The organism is Pseudonocardia sp. ICBG1142, assembly GCF_020496255.1.
Lineage (GTDB): Bacteria > Actinomycetota > Actinomycetes > Mycobacteriales > Pseudonocardiaceae > Pseudonocardia.
Genome location: NZ_JAHLJC010000030.1, coordinates 1,073,465 through 1,098,372 on the forward strand (window position 1 = coordinate 1,073,465; position 24,908 = coordinate 1,098,372).

At 72.9% G+C, this 24,908-nt stretch carries 27 protein-coding genes and 1 pseudogene; 14 read left to right on the forward strand and 14 right to left on the reverse strand.

Annotation, left to right across the window (positions count from 1 at the left end; genetic code table 11):
* Positions 1-6: 6 nt before the first annotated feature.
* The 3 genes from KPL59_RS19340 to KPL59_RS19350 form a co-directional block, all read right to left on the reverse strand.
* Positions 7-1,017 (reverse strand): TIGR03617 family F420-dependent LLM class oxidoreductase, encoded by a 1,011-nt coding sequence (locus KPL59_RS19340; protein ID WP_226352750.1) that lies wholly within the window; start codon positions 1,015-1,017, stop codon positions 7-9.
* 1 nt (position 1,018) lies between these two features.
* Positions 1,019-1,906, reverse strand: a complete 888-nt coding sequence (locus KPL59_RS19345; RefSeq protein WP_020627415.1) for an alpha/beta fold hydrolase — start codon at positions 1,904-1,906, stop codon at positions 1,019-1,021.
* A gap of 65 nt (positions 1,907-1,971) precedes the next feature.
* Positions 1,972-2,436, reverse strand: coding sequence for a MarR family winged helix-turn-helix transcriptional regulator (locus KPL59_RS19350; RefSeq protein WP_226361600.1), 465 nt, complete (start codon positions 2,434-2,436; stop codon positions 1,972-1,974).
* 57 nt (positions 2,437-2,493) lie between these two features.
* Between KPL59_RS19350 and KPL59_RS19355 the strand changes: the two genes are divergently transcribed.
* Entirely contained in the window at positions 2,494-3,345 is an 852-nt protein-coding gene (locus tag KPL59_RS19355) for an alpha/beta fold hydrolase (protein ID WP_226361601.1), read from the forward strand.
* A gap of 63 nt (positions 3,346-3,408) precedes the next feature.
* On the opposite strand, the gene KPL59_RS19360 is transcribed toward KPL59_RS19355, so the two are convergent.
* From KPL59_RS19360 to KPL59_RS19370, 3 genes are all read right to left on the reverse strand, one after another.
* On the reverse strand, positions 3,409-4,326 hold the full coding sequence (locus tag KPL59_RS19360) for an alpha/beta hydrolase (RefSeq protein ID WP_226361602.1): 918 nt from the start codon (positions 4,324-4,326) through the stop codon (positions 3,409-3,411).
* Positions 4,327-4,501: 175 nt separating this feature from the next.
* Positions 4,502-6,664 (reverse strand): chorismate-binding protein, encoded by a 2,163-nt coding sequence (locus KPL59_RS19365; protein WP_226361603.1) that lies wholly within the window; start codon positions 6,662-6,664, stop codon positions 4,502-4,504.
* Positions 6,665-6,722: 58 nt separating this feature from the next.
* Positions 6,723-7,379, reverse strand: coding sequence for a nuclease-related domain-containing protein (locus KPL59_RS19370; RefSeq protein WP_226361604.1), 657 nt, complete (start codon positions 7,377-7,379; stop codon positions 6,723-6,725).
* A 73-nt stretch (positions 7,380-7,452) separates the two neighbouring features.
* Between KPL59_RS19370 and KPL59_RS19375 the strand changes: the two genes are divergently transcribed.
* A complete protein-coding gene (locus KPL59_RS19375; protein ID WP_226352755.1) occupies positions 7,453-7,953 on the forward strand; it encodes a DUF1992 domain-containing protein in 501 nt (166 codons plus the stop codon).
* 96 nt (positions 7,954-8,049) lie between these two features.
* Here the strand turns inward: KPL59_RS19375 and KPL59_RS37030 are convergent, their stop codons facing one another.
* The 3 genes from KPL59_RS37030 to KPL59_RS19385 form a co-directional block, all read right to left on the reverse strand.
* Positions 8,050-8,535, reverse strand: a complete 486-nt coding sequence (locus KPL59_RS37030; protein ID WP_075309569.1) for an SRPBCC family protein — start codon at positions 8,533-8,535, stop codon at positions 8,050-8,052.
* Positions 8,528-8,851 (reverse strand): metalloregulator ArsR/SmtB family transcription factor, encoded by a 324-nt coding sequence (locus KPL59_RS37035; protein WP_308187919.1) that lies wholly within the window; start codon positions 8,849-8,851, stop codon positions 8,528-8,530. Before KPL59_RS37035 ends, KPL59_RS37030 begins: the two co-directional genes overlap by 8 nt.
* 102 nt (positions 8,852-8,953) lie before the next feature.
* Positions 8,954-9,487, reverse strand: coding sequence for a DUF1707 domain-containing protein (locus tag KPL59_RS19385; RefSeq protein ID WP_226361605.1), 534 nt, complete (start codon positions 9,485-9,487; stop codon positions 8,954-8,956).
* A gap of 447 nt (positions 9,488-9,934) precedes the next feature.
* Between KPL59_RS19385 and KPL59_RS37755 the strand changes: the two are divergent.
* The 4 genes and pseudogenes from KPL59_RS37755 to aroQ form a co-directional block, all read left to right on the forward strand.
* Positions 9,935-10,396, forward strand: a pseudogene (locus KPL59_RS37755) (histidine kinase dimerization/phosphoacceptor domain-containing protein); the annotation flags it as partial.
* A gap of 166 nt (positions 10,397-10,562) precedes the next feature.
* The gene (locus KPL59_RS37760; protein ID WP_374111640.1) at positions 10,563-10,964 is read left to right on the forward strand and encodes an ATP-binding protein; all 402 of its coding nucleotides are present in this window, start codon (positions 10,563-10,565) and stop codon (positions 10,962-10,964) included.
* Positions 10,961-11,629: a response regulator transcription factor gene (locus KPL59_RS19395; protein WP_226361607.1), complete on the forward strand. Its 669-nt coding sequence runs from the start codon at positions 10,961-10,963 to the stop codon at positions 11,627-11,629. The genes KPL59_RS37760 and KPL59_RS19395 overlap by 4 nt, the downstream gene beginning before the upstream one ends.
* Positions 11,630-11,633: 4 nt before the next feature.
* Positions 11,634-12,107, forward strand: a complete 474-nt coding sequence (aroQ, locus tag KPL59_RS19400; RefSeq protein WP_205015831.1) for a type II 3-dehydroquinate dehydratase — start codon at positions 11,634-11,636, stop codon at positions 12,105-12,107.
* Positions 12,108-12,114: 7 nt separating this feature from the next.
* On the opposite strand, the gene KPL59_RS19405 is transcribed toward aroQ, so the two are convergent.
* Complete coding sequence (locus tag KPL59_RS19405) at positions 12,115-12,525, reverse strand: VOC family protein (RefSeq protein ID WP_020622320.1); 411 nt, start codon at positions 12,523-12,525, stop codon at positions 12,115-12,117.
* 129 nt (positions 12,526-12,654) lie between these two features.
* Between KPL59_RS19405 and KPL59_RS19410 the strand changes: the two genes are divergently transcribed.
* The 3 genes from KPL59_RS19410 (at position 12,655) to KPL59_RS19420 (ending at position 16,366) form a co-directional block, all read left to right on the forward strand.
* Positions 12,655-13,647 (forward strand): Gfo/Idh/MocA family protein, encoded by a 993-nt coding sequence (locus KPL59_RS19410; protein ID WP_226361608.1) that lies wholly within the window; start codon positions 12,655-12,657, stop codon positions 13,645-13,647.
* A gap of 170 nt (positions 13,648-13,817) precedes the next feature.
* Positions 13,818-14,840, forward strand: a complete 1,023-nt coding sequence (locus KPL59_RS19415) for a hypothetical protein (protein ID WP_226361609.1) — start codon at positions 13,818-13,820, stop codon at positions 14,838-14,840.
* 56 nt (positions 14,841-14,896) lie between these two features.
* On the forward strand, positions 14,897-16,366 hold the full coding sequence (locus KPL59_RS19420) for a peptide MFS transporter (RefSeq protein WP_226352268.1): 1,470 nt from the start codon (positions 14,897-14,899) through the stop codon (positions 16,364-16,366).
* Positions 16,367-16,432: 66 nt separating this feature from the next.
* On the opposite strand, the gene KPL59_RS19425 is transcribed toward KPL59_RS19420, so the two are convergent.
* Genes KPL59_RS19425 through KPL59_RS19435 form a run of 3 tightly spaced genes read right to left on the reverse strand, consistent with a single transcriptional unit; the run spans position 16,433 to position 18,129 of the window.
* Positions 16,433-16,840 carry a hypothetical protein gene (locus tag KPL59_RS19425; protein ID WP_060713987.1) on the reverse strand — a complete coding sequence of 136 codons (408 nt, stop codon included), beginning with the start codon at positions 16,838-16,840 and terminating at the stop codon, positions 16,433-16,435.
* A gap of 9 nt (positions 16,841-16,849) precedes the next feature.
* Complete coding sequence (locus KPL59_RS19430) at positions 16,850-17,269, reverse strand: DUF1772 domain-containing protein (protein ID WP_226361610.1); 420 nt, start codon at positions 17,267-17,269, stop codon at positions 16,850-16,852.
* A complete protein-coding gene (locus KPL59_RS19435; RefSeq protein WP_226361611.1) occupies positions 17,266-18,129 on the reverse strand; it encodes an NAD(P)H-binding protein in 864 nt (287 codons plus the stop codon). Before KPL59_RS19435 ends, KPL59_RS19430 begins: the two co-directional genes overlap by 4 nt.
* Positions 18,130-18,367: 238 nt before the next feature.
* On the opposite strand from KPL59_RS19435, the gene KPL59_RS19440 reads away from it, so the two are divergent.
* The 5 genes from KPL59_RS19440 (at position 18,368) to KPL59_RS19460 (ending at position 23,039) form a co-directional block, all read left to right on the forward strand.
* On the forward strand, positions 18,368-19,204 hold the full coding sequence (locus KPL59_RS19440; RefSeq protein WP_226361612.1) for a cupin domain-containing protein: 837 nt from the start codon (positions 18,368-18,370) through the stop codon (positions 19,202-19,204).
* 378 nt (positions 19,205-19,582) lie between these two features.
* Positions 19,583-20,200 carry an IS607 family transposase gene (locus KPL59_RS19445; protein WP_226362080.1) on the forward strand — a complete coding sequence of 206 codons (618 nt, stop codon included), beginning with the start codon at positions 19,583-19,585 and terminating at the stop codon, positions 20,198-20,200.
* Positions 20,201-20,364: 164 nt separating this feature from the next.
* Positions 20,365-21,606 carry a zinc ribbon domain-containing protein gene (locus tag KPL59_RS19450; protein WP_226361076.1) on the forward strand — a complete coding sequence of 414 codons (1,242 nt, stop codon included), beginning with the start codon at positions 20,365-20,367 and terminating at the stop codon, positions 21,604-21,606.
* A gap of 100 nt (positions 21,607-21,706) precedes the next feature.
* Entirely contained in the window at positions 21,707-22,444 is a 738-nt protein-coding gene (locus tag KPL59_RS19455) for an SDR family oxidoreductase (protein WP_226361613.1), read from the forward strand.
* 55 nt (positions 22,445-22,499) lie between these two features.
* Complete coding sequence (locus KPL59_RS19460) at positions 22,500-23,039, forward strand: bifunctional nuclease family protein (protein ID WP_226361614.1); 540 nt, start codon at positions 22,500-22,502, stop codon at positions 23,037-23,039.
* On the opposite strand, the gene KPL59_RS19465 is transcribed toward KPL59_RS19460, so the two are convergent.
* Positions 23,036-24,895, reverse strand: coding sequence for an ABC transporter ATP-binding protein (locus KPL59_RS19465; RefSeq protein WP_226361615.1), 1,860 nt, complete (start codon positions 24,893-24,895; stop codon positions 23,036-23,038). The genes KPL59_RS19460 and KPL59_RS19465 overlap by 4 nt on opposite strands.
* Positions 24,896-24,908: the final 13 nt, after the last annotated feature.

Here is a 24,908-nt window from a genome sequence, read left to right on the forward strand (position 1 = left end):
GCGTGCTCAGGCCGCGCGCAGCCGGGTGACGACGTCGAGCACCAGGGCGGGGTCGGCGTCGTAGGGGGTGTAGAGCGACACCCGGTCGACGAGGTCCCGGTAGCGGTCCGCGATCCCGGAGGCGACCGTTGCCGGGTCCCCGGCGACGGCGAACAGGCCCAGCAGGTCGTCGTCGACGAGGCCGGCCATCTCGTCCCATGCCTGCCGGCGCGACAGCCCGTTGAGCTCGTCGGCGAGCGCCCCGCGGCCGTGGTGCTCCAGCACCGGGCGGTACGGCGGGGTGGAGGCGTAGAAGGCGATCTGACGGCGCACCCCGGCCTCGGCCACGGCCCGGGCGTCGGCATCGGCGCCCAGGACGGTGAAGACCGGCAGGCAGACGTCGAAGCCGGTGAGGTCGTCCCGGCCCCGCCCGCGGCGCAGCGCGGGCAGCGTCACCTCCGCCAGGTACGACGGCGAGGTCAGCGAGTGCGCCAGCAGACCGTCGGTGACCCGGCCCGCGACCTCGGTCATCCGCTCGCCCACCGCGGCCAGCATCACCGGCGGCATCCCGTGCGGGTTCGGCCCCGGCGAGAAGAACTCGGTCATCAGGGTGTGGGAGTAGAACTCGCCGCGGTGGTGCAGCCGGTCCCCGGTGGCCCAGGCGTGGAAGATCGCCCGCAGCGCGGAGACGAAGTCCTCCATCCGGGCCGCGGGCCGGCTCCACGGCATCCCGAACCGGCGCTCGATGTGCGGGCGGACCTGCGAGCCCAGCCCGAGGTCGAACCGACCGCCGGAGAGCAGCTGCACGTCGTTGGCCTGGTAGGCCAGCGTCATCGGAGTGCGGGCGAAGGCCACCGCGATCGCGGACTGCAGCCGGATCCGGCTGGTGGCCCGGGCGGCCAGCGCCAGCGACACGAACGCGTCGTGCGCGGTCTCGGGGACCGACAGGGCGTCGTAGCCCGCGGCCTCCGCGGCGACCGCGGCCGCCTCGGTCTCGAGCGGGGAGGCGGAGAAACCGCCGGTGGTGTCGACGCGCACCTCAGGCGTCCCGCTTGCCGGGGACGACGCGGTCGAGCCAGGACAGCAGGTCCGCGACGACCTCGTCGCGGTTGGTCTCGTTGAACACCTCGTGCCGGGCGCCCGGCCACACCTTCAGCGTGACGTCGTGCAGCCCGGCCTCGGCGTAGCGCTCGACCAACGGCCGCACCAGGGCCAGCCCGGCGTTGACCGGGTCCTCGTCCCCGACGACGACGTAGACCGGCAACCCGCCCGGGATCCGCTTCAGGGTGGCGACGTCGCCGAGCGGCCGGCCCGCGGCGAACATCGCCTGCGTGCCGGGCAGGTCGATGCCGAAGCCGCAGCGGGCGTCGGCCACGTAGGCGTCGACCTGCGCGGGGTCGCGGCTGAGCCACTCGAAGCCGGTGCGCTGCTCGAACGGCGCGTTGAACGACGACAGGTCCAGCGGCGCGGACAGGTCCAGTCCCTGCTCCATGAGGTCGAGCAGCGCGGTGCCGGACAGCACCACCGCGTCCGGCGGGGTCCCGTCCGCGACGAGGAACTGCTGCACGGCGAACGAGCCCATGCTGTGGCCGAGCAGCACCAGCGGGGCGCCGGGGTGCTCGGTGCGGGCGTGCGCGGACAGCAGTCCGATGTCGGTGACGAGCTGGGCCCAGCCGTCGTCGCCGAGGACGCCGAAGTTCTCGGGCCCGCCCGCGGTGGCGCCGTGGCCGCGGTGGTCCTGGGCGTAGACGGCGAAACCGCGGGCGGTCAGCGCCTCGGCCAGGGGGAGGTAGCGCAGGGCGTGCTCACCCATGCCGTGGGTGATCTGGACGATCCCGCGCACCGGGTCGCCCGCCTCGCCGGGGAGCCAGCGGTAGGCGGTGACGGCGGTGCCGTCGCGGCCGGAGAAGGTGAACGTGTCGGACATGCGTGGGCACCGCCAGTGGTGAGGGGTCGATCTCGGTCGGATCGTGCGTCACGGGGCCGAGGGGGTCAATGCCCGCCGCCGGGTTCGACCTCGGCGAGGTCGGCGACCATCGTCGCGAGGACGCGCAGGGTGGCGTCGACGTCGGCGGCCGGGAGGCGCTCGGCGACCGCCCGCAGCCGGGCGTGCTCGCGCCCGACGACGTCGTCGATCACCGCACGGCCGGCCGCGGTCGCGGCGACGAGCTTGGATCTGCGGTGCCGCGGGTTGTCGATCCGCTCGACCAGCCCCGCGGCGAGGGCCTCGTCCACCATGCGCTGCACGAACTGGCGGCTCAGCGACTGCGACCGGCCGATCTCGGGCACGGTCATCGGGCCGTGCCGCCGGAGCTGGTCGAGGACCGCCCGCACCCCGACGGACACCCGGTTCTCCGGCGCCATCCCCTCCACCTCGTGCAGCACGCGCCGGTAGAGCGGGCCCACCAGGACGTACACCTCGGCGAGCTTCTCGGCGGTCCGGTCGATGTCGGTCACCCGGCAAGTATGACACCTCGGTTGTCAAAACGGCCGAAGCATGACACCTTGGGTGTCATGACTCTCGCTCTCGCCCGGAGTACCGTCCCGGGGTTCCTGCCCGTACCGGGCGGTCGCATCGCCTACCGCGACACCGGTCCGCACCCCGACGGGCGGCCGCCGCTGGTCCTGCTGCACGGCGGAGCGCTCGACGGCCGCATGTGGGCCCGGCAGGTCGAAGCGCTGTCGGCCCGGCACCGGGTCGTCGTCCCGGACGCGCGCGGGCACGGCGCCTCGTCGGACCCGGGCCCCGACGGATACCGCCCGCACGACGACGTCGCCGCGCTGCTGGACCACCTCGGTACCGGGCCGGTGGTGCTGGTGGGGCTCTCGATGGGCGCGCGGACCGCCGTCGACACCGCGCTGGAGCGGCCCGACCTCGTCGACCGGGTCGTGCTCAGCGGCGCCGGCGCCGGTGCGCCCACCTGGACCGGCCCCTGGATGCTCGACAGGCTGGCCCGCTGGGAGCAGGCCCGCCTCGACCTCGGCGCCGAGCGCTGGATCTCGGTGTTCCTGGAGTTCGTGCCCGGACCGCACCGGACCGCGGCCGACGTCGACCCGGAGGTGCTCGCCGAGGTCCGGCTGATGGCCGTCGACATGCTCGCCCACCACCTGCCCGCGGACCCGGCCGCACCGCCGCCGCCGATCGGCTTCCTCGACGACGCCCTGGACCGTGCCCCGGCCCTGGCGGTGCCGCTGCTCGGCGTCGTCGGCGAGCTGGACTCCGACGACCACCTGCGGATCGTTACCGACACCGTCGAACGGGTCCCCGACGGGCGGCTCGTGACGGTGCCGGGCACCGCCCACTACCCGAACATGGAGCGCCCTGCGGAGTTGGCCCGGGCGCTGGGCGAGTTCCTCGGCCGGTAGGCGCCTGGTCCCGCGGAACCGGTCCGCGAGCCGGTCGCGCTGCTGCCGGACCTGGCCGGGTGGTCAGCCGCCGAGCGCGCCACGCAGCCAGGCGACCGAGCGCGCGGTGAAGTCGTCGGCGATCGCGATGCCCTTGCCCCAGCCGTCGAAGCCGTGCGGGGCGCCGGGGACGACGTCGAGCTCGACCGGCACCCCGGCCTCGCGCAGCCGCCGCGCGTAGGTGACGTCCTCGTCGTGGAACAGGTCGACGTCGCCGACGCCGATCCAGGCGGGCGGCAGCCCCGACAGGTCGGGGCGACGGGCGGGCACCGCGTACGGGGCGGGCTCACCGGTCCCGGGCGGGCGCCCCAGGTAGGCGTGCCAGCCGACCTCGTTGTTGCGGTTGTTCCACACCCGGTGCGGGGGCCGGTCGAGCTCGCGGCGGGCGGCGGTGCGGTCGTCGAGCATCGGGTAGACCAGCCACTGCGCGACCGGCTGCGGGCCGCCCTCGTCGTGCAGGCGCTGGACCAGCGCGGCAGCCAGGCAGCCCCCGGCGCTCGCCCCGCCGACGGCGATCCGCGCCGGGTCGATCCCCAGCCGGCCGGCGGCGTCGCGCAACCAGGTCCAGCCGGCGTGGCAGTCGTCGAGCGCGGCCGGGAACGGGTCACCGGGGGCGAGCCGGTAGTCCACCGAGACGACGACGATCCCCAGCTCCGCGGCGAGCTCGCCGCACCGCTCGTCGTCGATCATGGGGGAGCCCAGCACGAGGCCGCCGCCGTGGAACCACAGCAGCGCCGTGGGCGTCGTGCGGTGGTCGGGGACGTGCACGCGCAGCAGCGGCGGGCCCGGATGCGTGGTCGACCGGACCCCGTCGACGGCGGCGGGCCTGCCGCGCCGGGACAGTCGCTGCAGCAGGCGCAGGAACCGGGGGCGGTGCAGCGGGAGCGGCGGGACCCAGCGCAGGGGGCGGCGCAGCTCGGTGGCGATCCGGTCGGTGCTCACGACCCGATCCTGCCGGTGCGGCGGACCTCGCACATCTTCCGAGGACCTCGCACGGTCTGCAAGGTGTACGAGGTGGGGGACTACCGTGCGAGGTCGGGCGGGGCGCGGGGACCACGTCCGTGGAGCGGGGGCGCGGTGGCGAGCCGGCCGGGCGGCGCCGACGCCGGGCGACGGGTCAGCCCGACAGGGCCTCGGCGAGCCGGCGGGTCAGCGGGTCCGGGGCGGTCCAGGCGGCGACGGTGCGGCCGTCGTCGTCGACCCGGCGCACCCACTGCACTCCGCGCAGCGCGTTGACCAGCAGGAACCCGTCGGCCTCAGCGAGCGCGGCCAGGGGTAGCGGCGCGATGCGCACGGCGTCGGGGCCGAGCAGGTCGAGCAGCGCGCGTCGGCCGGTGCCCGGGAGGATGCGGCCGTCGAGCGGGGGGACCCACAGCCGGCCGCGGTGCACGGCGGCGACGGCGGACCGCGTCGTCTCCAGCACCAGCCCCGTCGGGTCGCACAGCAGCGGCGTGCCGTCCCCGCCCGCCGCCGTGGCCTCGTGGGCGTCGAGCCACCGCCGGTCGGCGAACTTGTGGGACTCGCCGTCGGTGCTGCGCCGGACCACGGCGACCACACCGCCCTGCGCGTCGAGCGGGACCGGCCCGGGCCAGGGGACCGCGCGCACCGTGACCCGCGACGGGTCGTCCGGCGCCGCCTCGACCCGGACCCGGTGGTGTCCGGCAGCCCCCGCGACGGCCGCGGCGGCCTCGGCCTCGACCCGCGCGTCGAGGGGGCGGCCGGTGACCGCGAGGTAGGAGCGACGCAGCCGGGCCGCGTGCTCGCCGACCCGGTGGGCCCGGCCGTCGACGCAGGCCAGCGTCTCGAACAGGCCCGCGGCCCGGTCGGCGGGCCGCACGACGTGCGGCCGGACCGGCCGTGGCGGGCCGTCGAGCGCGGCCAGGACCGGGGCCGCCTTGGTCAGGACCTCGCCGAACTCCTCCGCCGGGTCGGAGTCGACGGTGATGCCCCCACCGACCCCGAGCCGGCCGGTGTGGCTGCCGTCGGGCCCGGCGGGGCCGAGGTCGAGGGTGCGGATCGCGACGTTCAGCTCCAGCCCGGCCAGCGGGCTCACCCCGCCGACGGCGCCGGTGAACAGCCCGCGGTCGCCGTCCTCGCAGTCGGCGATCACCTCGCAGGCCCGGATCTTCGGCGCCCCGGTGACCGAACCCGGCGGGAACGTGGCGGTGAGCAGGTCGGCGTCGGTGACGTCCTCGCGCAGGGTCGCGTGCACCCGCGACACCAGGTGCCACACCCCCGGGTGCGGTTCGACGGCGAGCAGCCGCCCCGGCCGCACCCCGCCGGGCCGCGCCACCCGGGCCAGGTCGTTGCGCATCAGGTCGACGATCATGACGTTCTCCGCCGCGTCCTTCACCGAGGCGCCGAGCCGGGCACGTTCGGCGTCGTCGGCGTCGCCGCCGGTGCGCGGCCGGGTGCCCTTGATCGGTGCGGTGGTGACCCGGTCGCCGGCACGGCGCAGGAACAGCTCCGGGCTCGCGCCCACCGCCGCCCGCTCCGGCGTCACGACGAGCGCGGCGCGGGCGGGCGCGACCGGCTCGACGAGCCGGGCCCACGCCTCGTGCGGGTCGCCGTCGAGCCGGACCTCCAGCCGGGTCGCGATGTTGGCCTGGAAGATCTCGCCGCGCCGGATCTCGGTGACGCACCGCTCGACCGCGGCCAGGTGCGCGTCCCGGTCGGGCCACCGGGTGACCGCGATCCGGGCCGTCCGTTCCGGCGCCGGTCGGGCGAGGTCGGCGCACAGCCGTGCGTACCGGCGCTCGGCCGAGCAGGAGTCGGGGTGTACCGCGCCCGGGTGGTCGGGCGGGCCCGGCAGCGGGGCGCCGCAGGCGACCAGCGCCTCGAACCACCAGCGCTCGCCGTCGTGGCGCAGCACGTCGCGGTACCAGGACAGCGCCGCCGTCGGTCGCACGCCGGGCGGGGCGTGGTCCACCAGCCCGAACCAGCCGCCCCCGACAGCCCTGTCGATCCCTGCGTCGATCCCTGCGTCGGTCCCGGTGCCGGTTCCGGTGTCCGCCCCCGCGTCCCGGGGCGAGCCCGGGGTCGCCTGCGGACTCGCGGACCGCGGCGGCGCGTCGAGCACGGCGAACGGGTCGGCCCCGGCCGGCGCGGTGAACACCGGGTCGGTGGCGACGAGCGCCCCCCAGGACCAGCTCCCGCCGAAGGCGACCAGCCGCGGCCGGTGGGCGAGCCGGCGCACCGCCGCCGCTACCCCGGACGGCGCGACGTCCGCCGGGATCGGGACACGGTGCAGCCCGGTCCGGGCCGGTGCGGTCGAGGTCACCGGGAGAGCATGCTGATCCGCCCCCGCGCGGGGAAGGCGCCGTGACCCGGCGCACGCCTCACCCCCAGCTCTCCGGGCGCCGTGCCACGGCGTGGATCCGGTCCACCTCCCACGGGTCGAGCACCGGTGTCAGCCCGCGCAGGGCATGCACCAGCGCGCCCTCGGTGGCGACCACGACGTCGTCGGGCCAGCGGCGCACCCGGATCGGCGCCCCGACCAGCGCGATCACCGGGCGGACCGGCGTCGAGGCGGCGGCAGGCCCGAGGCGGGGGAGCAGCAGCTCACGGACCCGCTGCGCCTCGGCCCGGGCCCGCGGGACGGCGTCCGTGGCCGTCCCGGCGACGACCAGTCGCTCGCCGTCGAGCAGCAGGGAGCGGCCGCGGTGGTGGCGGGTGTCGATGACGCAGATGCCGGGCGGCCCGATGAGGACGTGGTCGAGATCGGCGGCGCCGCCGTCGAGCGGGACCGAGTGCAGGACCTGCCACGCCGCGGGCCTGCCGAGCAGCCGGTCCCGTCGGGTCCGCCCGGTCAGCGCGGTCAACAGGTGCGCGGTGCGCTGCTCCCCGTCGGCCCCGAGGCGCCAGTTGCGGTCGGGGAACCCCGCGCTCCGCTGCTGCGCCGCGACGTGCCCGGCCCGCCGGCCGGGGTAGTGGCGCGCCAGGTCGAGGTCGCGGGAACGATCGGTGGTGAGTCTCGCCGAGGAGGTGGTCGTCATGGCCGGGAGTGTGCACCCGAGCACCGACAGGAATCGGTGCCCGCCGGTACCCTCGTGACGGGGTGGTGCAGCCATGAACGGTGTTGACCCGCGGTTCGAGTCGCCGGTCGACCGGACGATCCGGGAGGCCGTCGAGCGGGGCGACTTCGACGACCTGCCCGGCAAGGGCAAGCCGTTGCCCGGCGCGGGACGGATCGGCCCGGTCGACGAGAACTGGTGGATCCGTGGCTACCTGGAGCGGGAGGGCGTCCCGGGTGACGCGCTGCTCCCGCCGTCGCTCCAGCTGCGCAAGGAGCTGGACCGGATCGACGAGACCGTCACCCGCTTCGTCGACGAGCGCCGCGTGCGCGAGCACGTCGAGGAGGTCAACTCCCGGGTCGTCGACCACATGCGCCACCCGATGGGCCCGCGCGTCCCGATCCGCAGGCTCGACGCCGACGAGGTCGTCGCGCGGTGGCACGCGGCCCGGGAACGCCGCCGCGCCGCCGCCCGGCCCGCGACGGTGGGGCCCGGCACCGGGTCGGAGCCCGGAAGACGGTCCCGCGGCTGGTGGGCCCGCCTGTTCGGCCGCTGAGACCGGCGATCACGGCGCCCGTCGGCCACCGGGACCGGGCCGTCGCCGGGCCCGGTCGGCGGTCCGGACCGACGGTGAGCAGGTCCGGGCGCGGCCTCACCGGGCAGGCGCCGCTGGTGTCCGTGGTGCGAAGTGACCGGGGGAGGCCAGCGGACGGCCGGTCTCCAGCAGCGTCTTGAGCGCGGACAGGATCGCGGGCCAGCCCTCGCCGACGTCGCGGGCGTCCCGTGCGCCCTGCTCGTCGTCGGTGAAACCGGTGTGGACGACCTGCAGCTTCACCGCCTCGTCGCCGAACGGGGAGAGCGCGAACTCGACGACGGTCGGCGGCCGCCCCGCGGCCCGTTCGGCGCGGCCGGTGAAGGTGTAGGACAGCCGGTGCGGCGGCTCGACGGCGAGGATCTCGCCGATGAAGTCGTCGTGGTCGGGGTGGACCGCCTCCAGCGGGCTCCCGACGCGCCAGTCCGAGGTCAGCTCCGCGCCGCCCCAGTACTGCATGGTGAACTCCGGCGTGGTCAGCGCCCGGAACACCTGCTCGGCGGTGCTGCGGATGTAGGTCGTGTAGACGTAGCGACGCTCACTCATCGTTCTCCTCCAGCGCCGCGCGCAGGGCGGTGACCGCCTGCACCCGGCTGCGCTCGAACTTCCCGATCCACCGGTCGTGGATCTCCTGGATGGGGACCGGGTCGAGGTGGTGGAGCTTCTCCCGGCCGCGCCGCAGGGTCGTCACCAGTCCGGCGGCCTCCAGCTGCGCGAGGTGCTTGGACACGGCCTGCCGGCTCATGTCCAACCCCGCGCACAGCGCGCCGAGCGTCGACTCACCCTGCTCGTGCAACCGGTCGAGGATGCGCCGTCGCGTCGGGTCCGCGAGTGCGCGGAAGACGGGGTCCAGGTCGGCCACGCGACCAATTATGCAACTATTTGGTTGCCTGTCAATCGTCGTCGGTCCAGGCGACCGCGAGCAGTACGCGCACCGTCCGCCCGGCCTGCTCGGCGACGGCGGTCACCGCAGTTCCTCGGGCAGCTCCTCGTCCGGCGAGACCTCGCGCTCGGCCCGCCGGGAGTGCACGAAGAGGATCAGTCCCAGCCAGAACGCCGGCCCGATCGGCGCGAACAGCGGCGCCGGCCCGAGCACCGCGCCCAGGACCAGCAGGAGCAGCACGACGACGGTCACCCCGGCGTGGATGCGCAGGTTGCGCCGAGCGCGGGGGGTGAGCGGACCACGCCGGGGGTGCCGTGGCCGCGGCGGGCGGGGCAGCCCGGCGAGCAGCGGGACGAGCTCGTCGCGGGTGCGGGCGGCGTAGGCGGCGGCCTGCCGCTCGTCGGACTCGGCGAGGGTCAGCCGCCCCTCGGCGGCGGCGGTCCGCAGCCGGGCGGTGACGTGCTCGCGCTCGGAGTCGGAGGCGAGCACGGCGTCCGACCGGAGCGGAGTCGCCGGGCCCTGCGCGGTCGGTGTGGTCGCGGCCGGGAGGGGCGTGGCCGGTACCGGGGTGCTGTCCGGTCCGGGTGCGGGACGGGTGTCCGGAGTCGCTGTCATGACAGCCAGCGTCGCGGTGCCGGGGGGTCGCGGGCGTCCGCCCTCGGTCGCCGATCCCGCTGCCGCCACCGGGGGAGGAGCGCCGGTCCGCGTACTCCCCCGGGTGTACGGCACCGGTCATCGTCCGGACGACGCCTGCTGTCGGTGCCCCGGTCTACGGTGTCCCGCGTGCTCGCCGACCGACGTCCGATGTGGGGTCCGATCGCGCGGGTCCTCGTCCCTGCCCTGGTCGTCGGCCTGTTCACCGCGGGCGGGACGGCGTTCACCGTCGCCCGCATCGCGCGGTACCCGGACCCGGGCACGACGGCGCTCCCGCTCGACGTGCTCGCCGTCGTGCTCCTCGCGGCGGGGCCGGTCGCGCTGCTGTTCCGGCACCTGGACCGGGTCGTGGCGCTCGCGGTGTGCGCGGCCGCGGTCGTCGTCTACCTGGGTCTGGGGTACCCGCTGATGGGGCCGCTGGGGTTCGCGTTCGCCGTGGCGCTGGTGTCCGCGGTCGCCGCGGGGCACCACCATCGGGCCCTCGCGGTGGTGGTCGTCGCGGCGGCGGTGCTGACCGGGTGGCTGCTCGTGACCGGGCGGCCGATCCCGTGGCCGGCGACCGCCCCGGTGCTGGCCTGGCTGGCGGCGCTCGTCGCGGCCGGTGCCCTGTGGCGGGTGCGGCGCGAGCGCACGGCGCAGGCCCGGCGGGCCGCCGAGGCCGAGCGTCGGCGCAGCGCCGCCGCCGAGCGGCTGCGCATCGCCCAGGAGCTGCACGACGTGCTGGGCCACCACGTCTCCCTGATCAACGTGCAGGCCGGGGTCGCGCTCTACCTGATGGACGACGATCCGGAGCAGGCCCGCACCGCGCTCACCGAGATCAAGCGGGCCAGCCGCGACCTGCTGCGCGAGATGCGCTCCACCCTCGGGGTGCTGCGTGGGGTCGACGAGCAGGCCCCGCGTGCGCCCACCCCCCGGTCTGGACCGGCTCGACGCGCTGCTCGACGAGGTGCGCGCCGCGGGGCTACCGGTGCGGCGCGCCACCGAGGGGACCCCGCGGCCGTTGCCGACGGGGGTCGACCTGGCCGCGTACCGGATCGTGCAGGAGTCGCTGACCAACACGCGTCGGCACGCGGGGGCGGGCACCGCGGTGGTCACGCTGCGGTTCGGCGACGACGCGCTGGACCTGACCGTCGACGACGACGGTGCCGGCCCCGCCCCCGGCGCGGTGGACGGCACGGGGCTGACCGGCATGCGCGAGCGTGCGCGTTCGGTCGGCGGGACGTTGGCGGCGGGGCCGGGCCCGGAGCAGGGGTTCCGGGTGCACGCCCACCTGCCCGCACCCCCGGCCGGCCCCGCCGCCACCGGCCCCACCACCGCTGACCCGGCCACCGCTGATCCGGCCGCCACCGAACCCGCCGCCACCGAACCCGCCCCGGCCGACCTCCTCGCGCGGGGCCGCGTCCCCGACCACCCCACGACCCCGGGAGCCGACAGGTGATCCGTGTCCTGCTCGCCGACGACCAGGCGCTCGTCCGCTCCGGGTTCCGCGCGCTGCTCGGCTCCCAGCCCGACCTGGACGTGGTCGCCGAGGCCGCCGACGGCGCGCAGGCCGTCGCCGCGGTCCGCGACCACCACCCGGACGTCGTGCTCATGGACATCCGGATGCCCGGCACCGACGGCATCACCGCGACGCGGGAGATCACCGGCGACCCGGACCTCGCCGGCACCCGGGTCGTCGTCCTGACCACGTTCACCGACGACTCCTACGTCTTCGACGCGATCCGCGGCGGTGCCAGTGGCTTCCTGGTCAAGGACTCCGAACCGGCCGACCTCATCCACGCCATCCGGGTCGTCCACAGCGGGGAGGCCCTGCTCGCCCCGGCGGTCACCCGCACCCTGATCGCCGAGTTCGCGGCGCGCTCGCGGGGCGGCCCCGACGGCACCGTCCGGCTCGACGAGCTCACCGACCGCGAGCGGGAGGTCCTCGCCGAGGTCGCGGCCGTGCTGTCCAACGACGAGATCGCCGCCCGCCTGCACATGAGTCCGACGACGGCGAAGACCCACGTCAGCCGCACGATGACCAAGCTGGGTGCGCGGGACCGCGCGCAGCTGGTCGTCCTGGCCTACGAGTCGGGCCTGGTCCGCCCCGGCTGGCGCGGCTGAGAGGATCGCGGGTGTGACCACCGTCTTCGTGTTCAACGGCCCGAACCTCAACCTGCTCGGGACCCGCAAGCCGGAGGTGTACGGGACCACCGTGCTCACCGACGTCGAGGCGCTGTGCCGGGAGTCGGCCGCCGCGCACCACCTCGAGCTGGACTTCCGCCAGACCAACCACGAGGGCGTCCTCGTCGACTGGATCCACGAGGCCGGTACCGCGGTGAAGCGCGGCGACGCGATCGGCCTGGTCCTCAACGCCGCCGCCTACACCCACACCTCGGTCGCGCTGCACGACGCGATCGAGGGCGCCGAGCTCCCCACGGTCGAGGTGCACATCTCCAACGTGCACGGTCGCGAGACCTTCCGGCACCACTCGTTCGTCTCGCCGGTGGCGGCCGGGATCGTCGTCGGGTTCGGCATCGACGGCTACGCGCTCGCGATCGACGGACTCGTCCGCAAGGTGCGCCCGCTGCGCGCGGTCTGACCCGGGCTCACTCCCCGGCGACGGCCGACGGGTCCATCCACACGAACTCGAGGTGGTGGCCGTCCGGGTCGTCGATGCCGCGGCCGTACATGAAGCCGTGGTCCTCGGTCTTGCCGGACAGGGTGCCGCCGGCGGCCAGACCGGCCTCGATCAGCCGGTCGACCTCGTCGCGGCTGTCCACGCCGAAGGCGTTGATGACTTCACGGGCGGTCCGCGGGTCGGCGACGCCGGGCTGCTCGGTGAACTCCCGGAACCGGTCCTGGGTCATCACCATCACGACGATGGCGTCGCTGACGACGAACGAGGCGGTGCGCTCGTCGGAGAACTGCTCGTTCAGCCCGAAACCGAGCGCGGAGTAGAAGGCCTTCGCCGCGGCGAGGTCGGCGACCGGCAGGTTGACGAAGATCATGTTCGGCATCGCGGGCTCCTGTGTGGATCTGGGCTCCGGGGGTTCCGGCGCCGTTCGAAGGGGTGGACCGGGCGCGGTGACCGGACTCATCGGCCGGCCGCCGGGAACTTCCCGCCGGGGCCGGGCAGGATCGGGGCCATGAGCGTGAAGTGGGGAATCATCGGTCCGGGCCGCATCGCCGACGCCGTCGCGCCGGACTTCGCGCACGTGCCCGGCGCCGAGCTCGTCGCCGTCGCGTCACGTTCCGCGGAACGCGGCGCGGAGTTCGCCCGCCGGCACGGGATCGCGCGGGTGCACACCGGCTACCGGGCGATCCTCGACGACCCGGACGTCGACGTCCTCTACGTCGCGACCCCGCACCCGCAGCACCGGGCGATCGCCCTGGCCGCGATCGAGGCGGGCAAGGCACTGATGGTGGAGAAGGCGTTCACCGTCAGCTCCGTCGCGACCCGCGAGATCGCCGCGGCCGCCCGCAACCGGGGCGTGTTCGTGATGGAGGCGATGTGGACGCGGTTCTTCCCCGCCGTCGTCCGGCTGCGCGAGCTCGTCGCCGAGGGCGCGATCGGGGAGGTCCGCTCCGTGCAGGCCGATCTCGGCGTGCGCAACCGCACCGCCGACGACGACCGCTTCTTCTCCCCGGAGCTGGGCGGCGGTGCCCTGTTCGACCTCGGCGTCTACGTGGTCTCCTTCGCCCAGATGATGCTCGGCAGCCCGAGCACGGTCGCCGCGAGCGGCGCGCTCACCCCGTCCGGTGTGGACCTGGAGGAGTCGATCCTGCTCGGCTGGCCCGACGGCCGCAGCGCCGCGCTGCAGGTCAGCCTGCAGTGCGCGATGCCCGGCTCGGCCCGGGTGATCGGCACCGAGGGTTGGATCGAGGTGCCGCCGCGGTTCCACCACCCGGATCGGATCGTGGTGCACCGGCACGGCGCCGACCCGGAGGAGCTCGTGCTGCCGGCCACCGGGCGCGGCTACAGCCACGAGATCGAGGAGGTGACCCGGCGGGTCGCGGCGGGGGAGACGGAGAGCCCGGTCATGCCGCTGGCGGACACCGTCGCCGTCCAGGACGTCATGGCCGCCGTGGCGGACCGGATCGGGATGATCCCGGAAGAGGGGCCGGCAGAGCTCACGTGACCTGCTGACCTGTAGGCGGGGCTCGTCGAGCCCACGTCGGGCGACAAGGGTGTTATTCAACGATCGCGAGACAAATTCACTCGATAGTGTTCCCATACGGATCGTAATTGCACTCCGATATGGTTGGACCTAACGTCGATGGTGAGGTCGTCGAGGCGAGGGTGGTTGTCATGGCTCCCGTTCACTTCTATCTTGCGTTCGACTCGTCGTGCGGTCGGTGTGCCCGGATCAGCGAGATAGTCTCGAATGAGATCGCATCGGAGATCGAGGTCGTACCGCTTACGGATCCGATGATTGTTGATCTCCGCAAAGTCTGCTACGGCGAGAATCCTCCATGGAGGCCGACTCTCGTCCAGGTCGACGAAACAGGGGTCCGGTGTCAGGTCGGTGCTGGGATGGTGGCGACGCTGGTCCGCCTCCTCGGATTTCATCGTGCTGGGAAGATCGTCCTCGCGCTCGGTGAGCGGGCGAGCCGTCCGGTCGATCGAGCAGGTGTGTCTCGGGCGAGTTTTCTCCGAGCTGCCTGTGTGGGCGGGGCGGTCGCGGTGACGGCTGTGGCCTCGCCGAGGCTGGTCAACTCGGCGGCCGGCGCTCCTGTTCGCCGGCTCGCGGTCGGCGCCACCGCACTTCACTCCGCGGGGTATCACGATCTCTCTGCCGGTCACCTCGTCGGCGCGATGGACCGGCTCGCGGTCGACTCCGACTTTCGGTTGCTCATGGATAGTGCAGGAATGGACGCGTTCACCTTTCAGCCTGCGGCGGTACAAGGTGCACGTCATCGGCTGCGAGGCGGCGGAGAGATGACGGTGACTGCGCTCGCGGCTGACGAGAATCGTGTTCTCGTGGCGCGAGAATTCTCAGGGTCTCAAGCTGCCGGACACCGGGACTTTGCGATATGGCAGAAGCAGGGCGATGACGTCTTGGTGATGCAGGCCATGGCAGTGAGCGGGACGGGACTCGTCGGCCTACATTGCATGTGCAGCGTGTATTGCGGGCTGTGCCGCCACCGTCGACGGCTGTTGTACGAAGCCGATGACGGTCTGCATGCCCTGCAAGGCGGTACCGTGACTCAGCAGGTCGTCGGCTGCGGACGCAGGACCCGCGCGCAGTCGACCCGGCTCGCCCCGGCTGCGCCGACGCACTGGCCGCAGTGGACCGCAGCGGCACGTACGACTTCCGCCGAGCGGCGGTGAGCCACCAGCGGGTGTCCGATCTTTACCTCTTGAAACGCAGGGGGTAGACCGAGCGGGTGTCCGATACAACGACCAACCCTCAGCGCCGGGAGAGGACCTTTCTCGGCCATCCGGTCCAGCTCGCGACGCTCTTCGGCGTCGAGATGTTCGAGCGGTTCTCCTTCTACGGCATGCAGGCGATCCTGCTGTACTACATGTACTACGAGGTCACCGCCGGCGGCCTCGGCTACAACCAGGGAGTTGCGGCAGGAGTCGTCGGAGCCTACGGCGGGACCGTCTACCTCTCGACGATCCTCGCCGCATGGCTCGGCGATCGGCTGTTCGGCCCGGAGCAGGTTCTCTTCGGCAGCGCGGTGTCGGTTATGGCCGGGCACATCGCTCTGGCGCTCCTGCCAGGCGGTGTAGGCCTGGCCTGTGGTCTCGTGCTGGTTGCGCTCGGCAGCGGGGGAATCAAGGCCAACGCATCGACGATCGTCGCGATGCTCTACGGCGAGGGTGACGACCGCCGCGACGCCGGGTTCTCGATCTTCTATCTGGGCGTCAACATCGGCGCGTTGCTCGGACAGATTCTCACCCCGGTAGTGCAGAGCCGGACGGACAGCTTCCACATCGGATTCGGTCTCGCCGCGGTCGGCATGGCGATCGGTCTGGTCCAGTACGCGTTCTTCCGTCGGAGCCTTCCTGCAGCGGGCAAGGTTGCGCCCAACCCACTTCCAGCCGCCCAGCGGACCCGTGCCGGGCTGATCGGTGTGGCCGTCGTCGTCGTGCTGCTGATTCTCACGGTCACCGGGGTGATCACGGCGGGGCGCCTGGGTTACATCGTCACCGGGGTCGTCGCGGTCGCCACGATCGCCTACTTCTCCGTCATGCTGACCAGCTCCAAGGTGAACCGGGTCGAGCGCCGCCGTGTGCTGGCCTTCTTGCCGATGTGGATCGCCAGCGCCGTCTTCTGGGCGATCTTCCAGCAGATCTTCACCGTGTTGACGATCTACGCGGACGAGCGCCTGAACCGCTCGGTACTCGGGTTGTTCGAGATCCCGGCCGGATCGGTCCAGGCGATCGAACCGCTGTTCGTCGTGCTGCTGGCCGGGGTGTTCGCCGCGGTGTGGACCAAGCTCGGCCCGCGTCAGCCGGCGTCGCCGGCGAAGATGGCGATCGGCACGATCATCATCGGTGTCGGCTTCCTGCTGTTCGTGCCGCTGGCAGGTACCGGAGCGAACGGCACCCCGATGCTGGCCGTCGCTGGGATCCTTCTGGTGTTCTGCATCGGCGAGCTCTTCACGTCGCCGGTCGGTCAGTCGCTGTCGACGAAGCTGGCCCCGGCGGCGTTCCGCACCCAGATGGTGGCCCTGTTCTTCCTGTCGGTCTCGATGGGGACGGTACTCGCCGGAGTCCTGGCAGACTTCTACAGCGAAGAGAACGAAGCCGCGTACTTCGGCATCACCGGGGCCGCTGCGATCGTCGTCGGCATCGTGGTGCTTGCGCTCGTGCCGAAGCTGAAGGTGCTGATGGAGGGCGTCCGCTAGACTCTGATCGAACACCGGTTCGATCCGTCCCCAGCTGTGCACAGTCCTGTGGACAACTCCGGTGGATCACCGACGACGGGTGCGCCGGACCGTCGGTGAGTCCATCGTGTCGCCGGCCATCTCCCGGGCGATCCGCACGACGTGCGCGCGGATGTCCGGGGGCTGGTCGGCGATCCGCAGCGCCAGCATCTCCAGCACCGAGGCCAGCCCGAACGCGATCTCGGGTCGGCTGAGCCCGGCGTAGTGCGCCTGCACGGCCTCGTGTCGCAGGGCCGCCGCGGCGGCGAGCACCGTCTCGCGGTCGGTGCGCAGGGCGGCCAGTCGCTGTCGTTCGTGGATGTTCATGCTCCCCCGGTCGTCGTCGCGGAGCCGTCGCGGACGACGGCCGGTCCGCACCCGGGGGAGCGGGCGCGGCGACCAGCGTGCCCCGCCCTCCCCGGCCGGCGCCAGGCGGGTCCCCGAGATGTCGCACACACGTTCGACTCAGAGCAGCAGCAGGGCCACGCCGAGTGTCGAGACCGCTCCCCGGAGGTGGTTCGCGGCGCTCCAGCGCGGGGCGAAGGCGACCCAGTCGCCGTCGCGTTCCAGGGCGTTGTTGAGCGGGATGTTCACCGCGGCGATCACGACGAAGCCGGCCAGCACCGCGACCCCGCCGGCGATCCGCAGCGGCTGCCCGTCGAGCACACCGGCCACCGTCACCGCGCAGGCGAGCGGCGCTGTGCCGGCGAACAGCGTCCCGAACAGCGGATTCACGATCGCCCGGTTCACCCCGCGCATCACCGCGACCGCCTCCGCCGCGGGACGACGGCGCAGGGCGGGCAGCACCGCGACCGAGAACGCCAGGTAGATCCCGCCGAGCAGACCCGCCCCGGTGGCGGCGGCGCCGTCGAGGAACCCGGTCATCGCGTCACCCCCGCCGCCCACTGCTCGACGGTCAGCACGTCGTCGACGGCGCCCCGCGGCCCGTGCGCGCGGATCTCCCCGCGGTTGAACGCCCGGTTCATCGCGACGTGCAGCCGCGCCCCGTCCGCCGGCATCCCGGCTCCGCGCAGCAGCTGCTCCATCTCCTCGTCCGGGACGTGCACGTAGGTCAGGTCCGGCAGGCCCAGTGCGGGCCCGAGCGCGGCGACGACCTCGGGCGCCGTCCGGTCCGCCGCGCCCTGCACCTCGACGACCTCCGGCGCGTCCGGGGCGAGCAGCGCCGCGGCGGCGGCCCATCCGACGTCGCGGGTGGCGACCATCGGCAGCGCGACGTCGGGGTCCACGGAGTCCGCGTGCACCCCGTGCGCCCGCATGGCGGCGAGCGACCACAGGAACGACTCCAGGAACAGGCCCGGCCGGACCTGGGTGACGTGGGCGTCGAGCGTCGCCAGCCGGGCCTCCTGGTCGTGCAGGCTGCCCAGGTAGCCGGTCACGGCGAGGTCCGGGCCGCCCGGGACCTCCGCCCCGAGCGAGCTCAGCGCGACGACCCGGGGCACGGCCGCGTCGCGCAGCGCGGCGACGACGGACTCCCCGAGCCGGGCCTGGTGGGCGGCGTGGTCGGGCGCGGTGACGTCGAAGGGCAGCAGCACGAAGGCTGCGGCCGCTCCGTCGAACGCCCGGCGCAGGAAGTCCCGGTCACCGAGGTCGCCCGGCCACGGCCGCACCCCCGGCGCGGCGACGGCCGGGCGGCGGGCGACGGCACGGACGTCCACCCCGGCGGCGGTCAGCTCCCGGACGACCTGTGCTCCCACGTTCCCGGTCGCTCCCAGCACGGTGATCATGTCGAACTCCTCTCGTCGGTGTCCGTCCACGATCACCGCCAACGAGCGGACGCAGAATGGCTGTGTATCCACAGATGATGCTAATTCGCCCACAGGTGGGGATGAGCTGTGGACGAACTGTCATGCTGTGCACCGTGTCCACCGCGCCGCCGTTCCCGGCCGCCGACCCGCTCGGGGAGGCGCTGCACGTGCTGCGCATGGACGGCGTCTTCTACTGCCGCTCCGAGCTCGGCGAACCGTGGGGGATGACGCTGCCGGCGGCGCTGCCCGCGGGGCGGCGGACGGGACCGACCGCGAGCTGCGGCCCGGTGAGCTCGTCGTCGTGCCGCGGGGGACCGGGCACGCGCTGCGCAGCGCGCCCGGCGTGCTCGCTCCGGACATCCGGTCGATCCCGCACCCGATGCTCGACGGGCGCTACGCCCTGCTCCGGCACGGCGGCGACGGTCCGGTGACCCGGATGGTGTGCGGCGCGGTCCGGTTCTCCCACCCCGCCGCGGGCGACCTCGTCGCGAGCCTGCCCGACCTCGTCCGGGTGGAGCCGTCGCCGATCGGGGACCGGGTGCAGGACACGCTGCGGCTGCTGGCCGCGGAGGTCGAGCACGGTGGCCCCGGCAGCGACGCGGTGATCACCCGGCTGGCCGACGTCCTGGTCCTGCAGGCGGTGCGCGGCCGGCTGCAGGCCGACGCGGCCACCCGCACCGGCTGGCTCGGGGCGCTCGCCGACGACCGGATCGGCCGCGCGCTCGCCGCGGTGCATCGCGAGCCGGAGCGGGACTGGACCGTCGCCGCGCTCGCCGCGACGGCGGCCATGTCGCGCTCGGCGTTCTCCGCCCGGTTCACCGAGCTCGTCGGCGAGCCCGCGATGAGCTACGTGACCCGGTGGCGGATGCACGCTGCCGCCGAGTTCCTGTCAGGGGGGAGTGGGACGGTGGCGCAGGCGGCCCACCGGTTCGGCTACCGCTCCGAGGCGGCGTTCGCGCGGGCCTTCGCCCGCGTCGTCGGGGAACCCGCCGGACGGGTGCGCCGACACGGGCTCGCAGGCACGGCCGACGCCCTGGCCGCCTTCCGAGCCTGATCCGGGCCCTCGCACACACGTTCGACACAGGCCTGCTACGCTGCGGCGACGCCGCCAGGAGAGGAGCAGTGCATCGAGTCGATCGTCTCGTATCCGGATCTCTCGCGACCGTCCTAGACAGCGGTATGCGGTGGCATGTGCGCGTGTCGATGCCGCCGTATGGGGCTGTCTAGTTCCTGGGCAAGAGAGCGGTACAGAGTTGGATCGACGGCCGATGCACTCGTCTGCGCTTCTCTCGGGTTGATCCGAGACGGGGCTAGAGGGCGCTACGTACGCCCGCGCGCTCGGGTCGTCTGCGGCTCTCTAGTGCGCGCGCGAGACGGCCGGAGAGCTGTGACTAGTGATTGAGTTCCTCTCTAGAGCTCTCTATACTTGTCTATTATGACCACGTACAGGATCGGCGAGTTCGCTTCCCGAGTGGGGAGGTCCGCGTCGACGGTGCGTCGGTGGGAGTACGAGGGCCGGATCACGGCCAAGCGGACGGCGAGCGGGCAGCGCTACTTCGACGAGTCGGATGTGCGGGCGGTGTTGCAGTTGGGGGCACCAGATGCGGAACGGGTGACGGTCGTGTATTGCCGAGTGTCGTCACCGGGACAGAAAGATGATTTAGCGTCGCAAGTCGCGGCAATGGAAATGTTTTGCTTAAATGCTGGAATTGCAGTCACGGAGTGGGTCACTGAGATCGGCGGTGGAATGAACTTCAAACGCAAGAAGTTCACGCGGCTGATCGACCGGATCGCTGATGGCGGCGTCGAGCGTCTTGTCGTGGCACATAAGGATCGATTGACGCGTTTCGGGTTTGACTTGATCGCCCATGTTGCGGACCGCAACGGATGTCAGATTACTGTCGCCAACACCGAGTCTCTGTCGCCGCAGCAGGAACTCGTGGAGGACCTATTGGCGATCGTTCATACGTTCTCATGCCGTCTGTACGGGCTTCGGCGTTACGAGAAACAGATTAAAGCAGACCGTGACCTCATAGAGGGCGGGGCCTGATGAAGGTCACCAGAATTGCTTACTCCGCAGGGATTAATGCAGGCAAGTACACTGCCTTGCTTGAACAGGCACAGCGTCTAGGGCGTGTGCGGTCAATGGTATGGAACCAGTTCGGTTCGATCGCTGGGGTAGGGCTCTCGGATAGGTTTATTCGAGATCGATGGATGGCTGATGGCACTGCTGAGGAATTCGACGTGCCAGCTAACGCCTGGAAAGAGACCGTACGGGACGCGGTCGCGGACATCCGCGCGCACCGTGATGCCGCGAAGGTCGAGGTACGGAAGAAGATCCACCGGCGTACCGCTTCCCCCCAGGAGAGGAAGCGACTGTACGCAGCATTGAAACGGGATCAATGGGTCGATGATCCGCTGCTGTCCCGATGGATGCGGCAGTGCTGGCGCCGCGGGCATAACCATACTGCAAACCAAATCATCATCCGTTCGGATCAGGTTCGCACGTTCACACGCGCCGAGGGCGGAAATGTTTGGCTCAAGGTTCCTGGGGGCTCCGGCTGTGCGCCGATCACGGTACCGCTGAACACTACAATCGCGCCAGAGAAAACTCTCCGGCTAATCCTGCGCGGTGGCCGGGTCGAAGTCCATTACCAGATCGACGACCAATCATTGCGGTCGAGTCACCGGCCCGTCGGTGATCGCGCCATCGGCGTGGACAAAGGATACACTGAAGTACTCACCGATTCCGATGGCCGCCGCCATGGTCAAGGGCTCGGCCCGTTACTGAGTGCCCGTTCCGACCAGCTCAAGATGCGTAACGCCCGGCGGGCGAAACTACGCTCGATCGCGAACGCCGCCGACCTACGCGGTGATCATGCGAAAGCGCTACGGGTTCGCCGTCATAACCTCGGGACGATCAAGAAAATCCGGCAAGAACGAGCCTGGAAAACCCGCGTCCGGGATATCACATATCGCGCAGTGAATGCTGTCGCTGACAATGCGAACGTGATCGTGGCCGAGGACCTCACCCGACGGATCAACAACCGGGATCGAGGCCCTGGTACCAACCGTCGGCTGGCCGCCTGGACCAAAGGTATCACCGCGCAAGCACTCCATGACGTGTCGGAACGGCGAGGTTCGTCGTTACGGCTGGTCAACGCTGCCTACACGTCGCAAGTCATCCCCGGAACGTCGACCCTCGGTCGTCGCTCCGGAGACTGGCTTCACTGCCCTCATAAGGGCGGGGTCGTGTGGGATGCTGATCATGCTGCCGCGATCAACATCCTGGATCGAGACGGAGACCCCGACATCTCCCTGTGGACCCCGCACACGCAGGTGAAACAGATCATCCAGGAACGCGATCGTCACCGGTCCAGACTGCCGGACCAGGACTCCAGCACCGCTGGCTACTGCAGGTGCGGAGAGCGAAACATCCGTTCTGATCAACAATGATCAATGAACAGGAAGCAGAGCCCGAGGTGCCGTCGACCGGGCCGGCCGCGTGACGATCTGCGTCCGGGGGCACCGGCCGGGGCCGTGGCAGGGTGGGCCCATGAGCGGTGTGGCGGTGGTGACCGGGGCCGGGTCGGGCATCGGCAAGGCGGTGACCCGCGGTCTGCTCGACGCCGGCTGGCGGGTCGCGCTGGCCGGTCGTCGGCGCGAGGCACTGACCGAGGTCGCGGCGGGCCGCGCCGGGACGCTCGTCGTCCCCACCGACGTCACCGACCCCCGGTCGGTCGAGGCCCTGTTCGCTGCGGTGCACGAGCGCTGGGGTCGGGTCGACCTGCTGGTCAACAACGCCGGCACGTTCGGCGCGGGCGGCACCGTCGACGAGATCTCCGTCGACGACTGGAACGCGGCCGTCGCGGTCAACCTCACCGGCTCGTTCCTCTGCGCCCGGGCGGCGTTCGGGGCGATGCGCGGCCAGGACCCGCAGGGCGGCCGGATCATCAACAACGGCTCGATCTCCGCGCACGTCCCCCGGCCGGGCAGCGCGCCCTACACCGCCACCAAGCACGCGATCACCGGGCTGACCAAGTCGCTCTCGCTCGACGGCCGTCCGTTCGGCATCGCCTGCGGGCAGATCGACATCGGCAACGCGGCCACCGAGATGACCGCGGGCATCGCCACCGGCGCGAAGCAGGCCGACGGCTCGGTCCGGCCCGAGCCCACCTTCGACGTCCGGCACGTCGCCGACGCCGTGGTCTCCATGGCCGGGCTCCCCCTGGAGGCGAACGTGCAGTTCCTGACCATCGCCGCGACGACGATGCCCTGGCTCGCCCGCGGCTGAGGATCGTCTCGTTCTGAGACTTCCGTCACCCCCCGTCGCGGGGGACACTGGGCAGATGACCCGGACGATGCACGTCCTGCGCCTGATCGTGCACGCCAGATCACGCCAGCCGGTGCTGCTGCTCGGCGAGGCCGACGGCGACCGCTGCGTGCCGGTGTTCCTGCGGCCGCCGCAGGCCGAGGTCATCGCCGTCGGCCCGCGGGCCGACGAGGGCACCCCCCTCACCCAGGACGTGCTGCTCCCGGTCGTCGAGGCGCTCGGGCGCACCCTGGAACGGGTGGAGATCTCCGACCTCGTCGACGGCGTCTACACCGCCGAGCTGGTCTTCGACGGCGACACCCGGCTGGTGGTGCGTCCGTCGGACGCGTTGGCGCTGGCCGTGCGCGAGGGGCTGCCGATCGGGATGGCCGAGCACGTCCTCGACGAGGTCGGCCAGGCCGTCGACGACGTCCTGCCCCCCGACGGCGACGACACCACCGGCGCCGCCGCGCAGGCCCGCGCCGCCACCGCCGGACCGGCGGACGCCCCACCGGAGCAGCAGATGCAGGAGTTCCGGGAGTTCATCGACGAGGTGTCTCCGGAGGACTTCCGCTAGACCGCGGCCGGCGCCGCACCGGACCACAGCTCGGCGTAGCGCCCGCCCCGGGCCAGCAGCGCGGCGTGGTCCCCGCGCTCGACGATCCGGCCCTGTTCGAGCACGAGGATCTCGTCGGCGTCGCGGACGGTGGACAGCCGGTGCGCGATGACGAGCGCGGTCCGCCCGTCCAGCGCCTCGGCCAGCGCCGCCTGCACCGCGGCCTCCGACGTAGTGTCCAGGCTCGCCGTGGCCTCGTCCAGCACCACGATCCGCGGGCGTGCCAGCAGCACCCGGGCGATCGTCATCCGCTGGCGCTCCCCGCCGGAGAGCCGGTACCCCCGCTCCCCGACGACCGTCGCGAGCCCGTCGGGCAGCGACGCGACCAGGCCGTCGAGCCGGGCCCGGCGCAGCGCCGCCCACAGCTCGGCGTCCGTCGCCTCCGGTGCCCCGATCCGCAGGTTCGCCGCCACCGTGTCGTGCAGCAGGTGCCCGTCCTGGGTCACGAACCCGACCGCGCGGTGCACCGACGCCGCGGTCAGCTCCCGCACGTCGACACCGCCGATCCGGACCGCCCCGGAGGTGACGTCGTAGAGCCGGGCGAGCAGCTGGGCGACGGTGGACTTCCCGGCCCCCGACGAACCGACGACCGCCACCATCGCCCCGGGCGCCGCGGTGAACGACACGTCGTGCAGCACCTGCTCACCGCCGCGGGTGTCGAGCGTCGCGACCTCCTCCAGCGACGCCAGCGACACCTGGTCGGCGGTCGGGTAGGCGAACGACACCCGGTCGAACTCGACGCCGACCGGCCCGTCGGGCACCAGGCGCGCGCCCGGCGCGTCGGTGATCATCGGCTCCAGGTCGAGGACCTCGAGCACCCGCTCGAAGCTCACGAGCACCGCCATGATCTCCATCCGGGCCCCGGCCAGCGCGGTCAGCGGCTGGTAGAGCCGGGTCAGGAGCAGCGCGAGCGCCACGACGTTCCCCGCGGACAGCGCCCCGGCCAGCGCGAACCCGCCCCCGACGCCGTAGACGACGGCGACGGCCAGCGAGGACGCGAGCGTCAGCGCCGTCACGAACGTCCACTGCAGCATCGCCGAGCGCACCCCGATCGCGCGGACCCGGTCGGCCCGCTCGGCGAACTCCGCGGACTCCTGCTCCGGGCGGCCGAACAACGTGATCAGGGTGGCGCCGGGCGCGGAGAACCGCTCGGTCATCCGGGTGCTCATCGCCGCGTTGTGGTCCGCGGCCGCCCGCTCCAGCGCGGCCAGCCGCCGTCCCATCAGCCGGGCCGGGACCAGGAACGCCGGCAGCAGCAGCGTCACCAGCAGGGTCACCGGCCAGGAGATCACCAGCATCGCGGCGAGCGTCAGCGCCAGCACGACGACGTTGGACACCACCCCGGCGAGGGTGTCGGAGAACGCCCGCTGCGCCCCGAGGACGTCGGAGTTCAGCCGGGACACCAGGGCGCCGGTGCGGGTGCGGGTGAAGAACGCGACCGGCATCCGTTGTACGTGGTCGAACACGGTGGTCCGCAGCTGGTGGATCAGGCTCTCGCCGAGGTTCGCCGAGTACCAGCGGGTCAGCATCGACAGCGCCGCCTCGACCAGCGCGACGGCCGCCATCAGACCGGCCAGCAGCGCGAGCACCGACAGCGGCTCGCCGCGGGTCACCGCGTCGGTGGCCCGCCCGGCGAGCAGCGGCACCGCCACCGTCAGCACGGCGGCGGCGGTGCTGACGGCGAGGAACGCCGCGATCCGCCGCCGGTGCGGCCGGGCGAAGTCCAGGATCCGGCGGGCCGTCTCCCCCGCAGGGCGGGTGCGCCTGCCGGGTTCGGTGCTCGCGGTGCGCAGGGCCGTCCAGGTGCTCGCGTCCATGGTGCGGGACGCT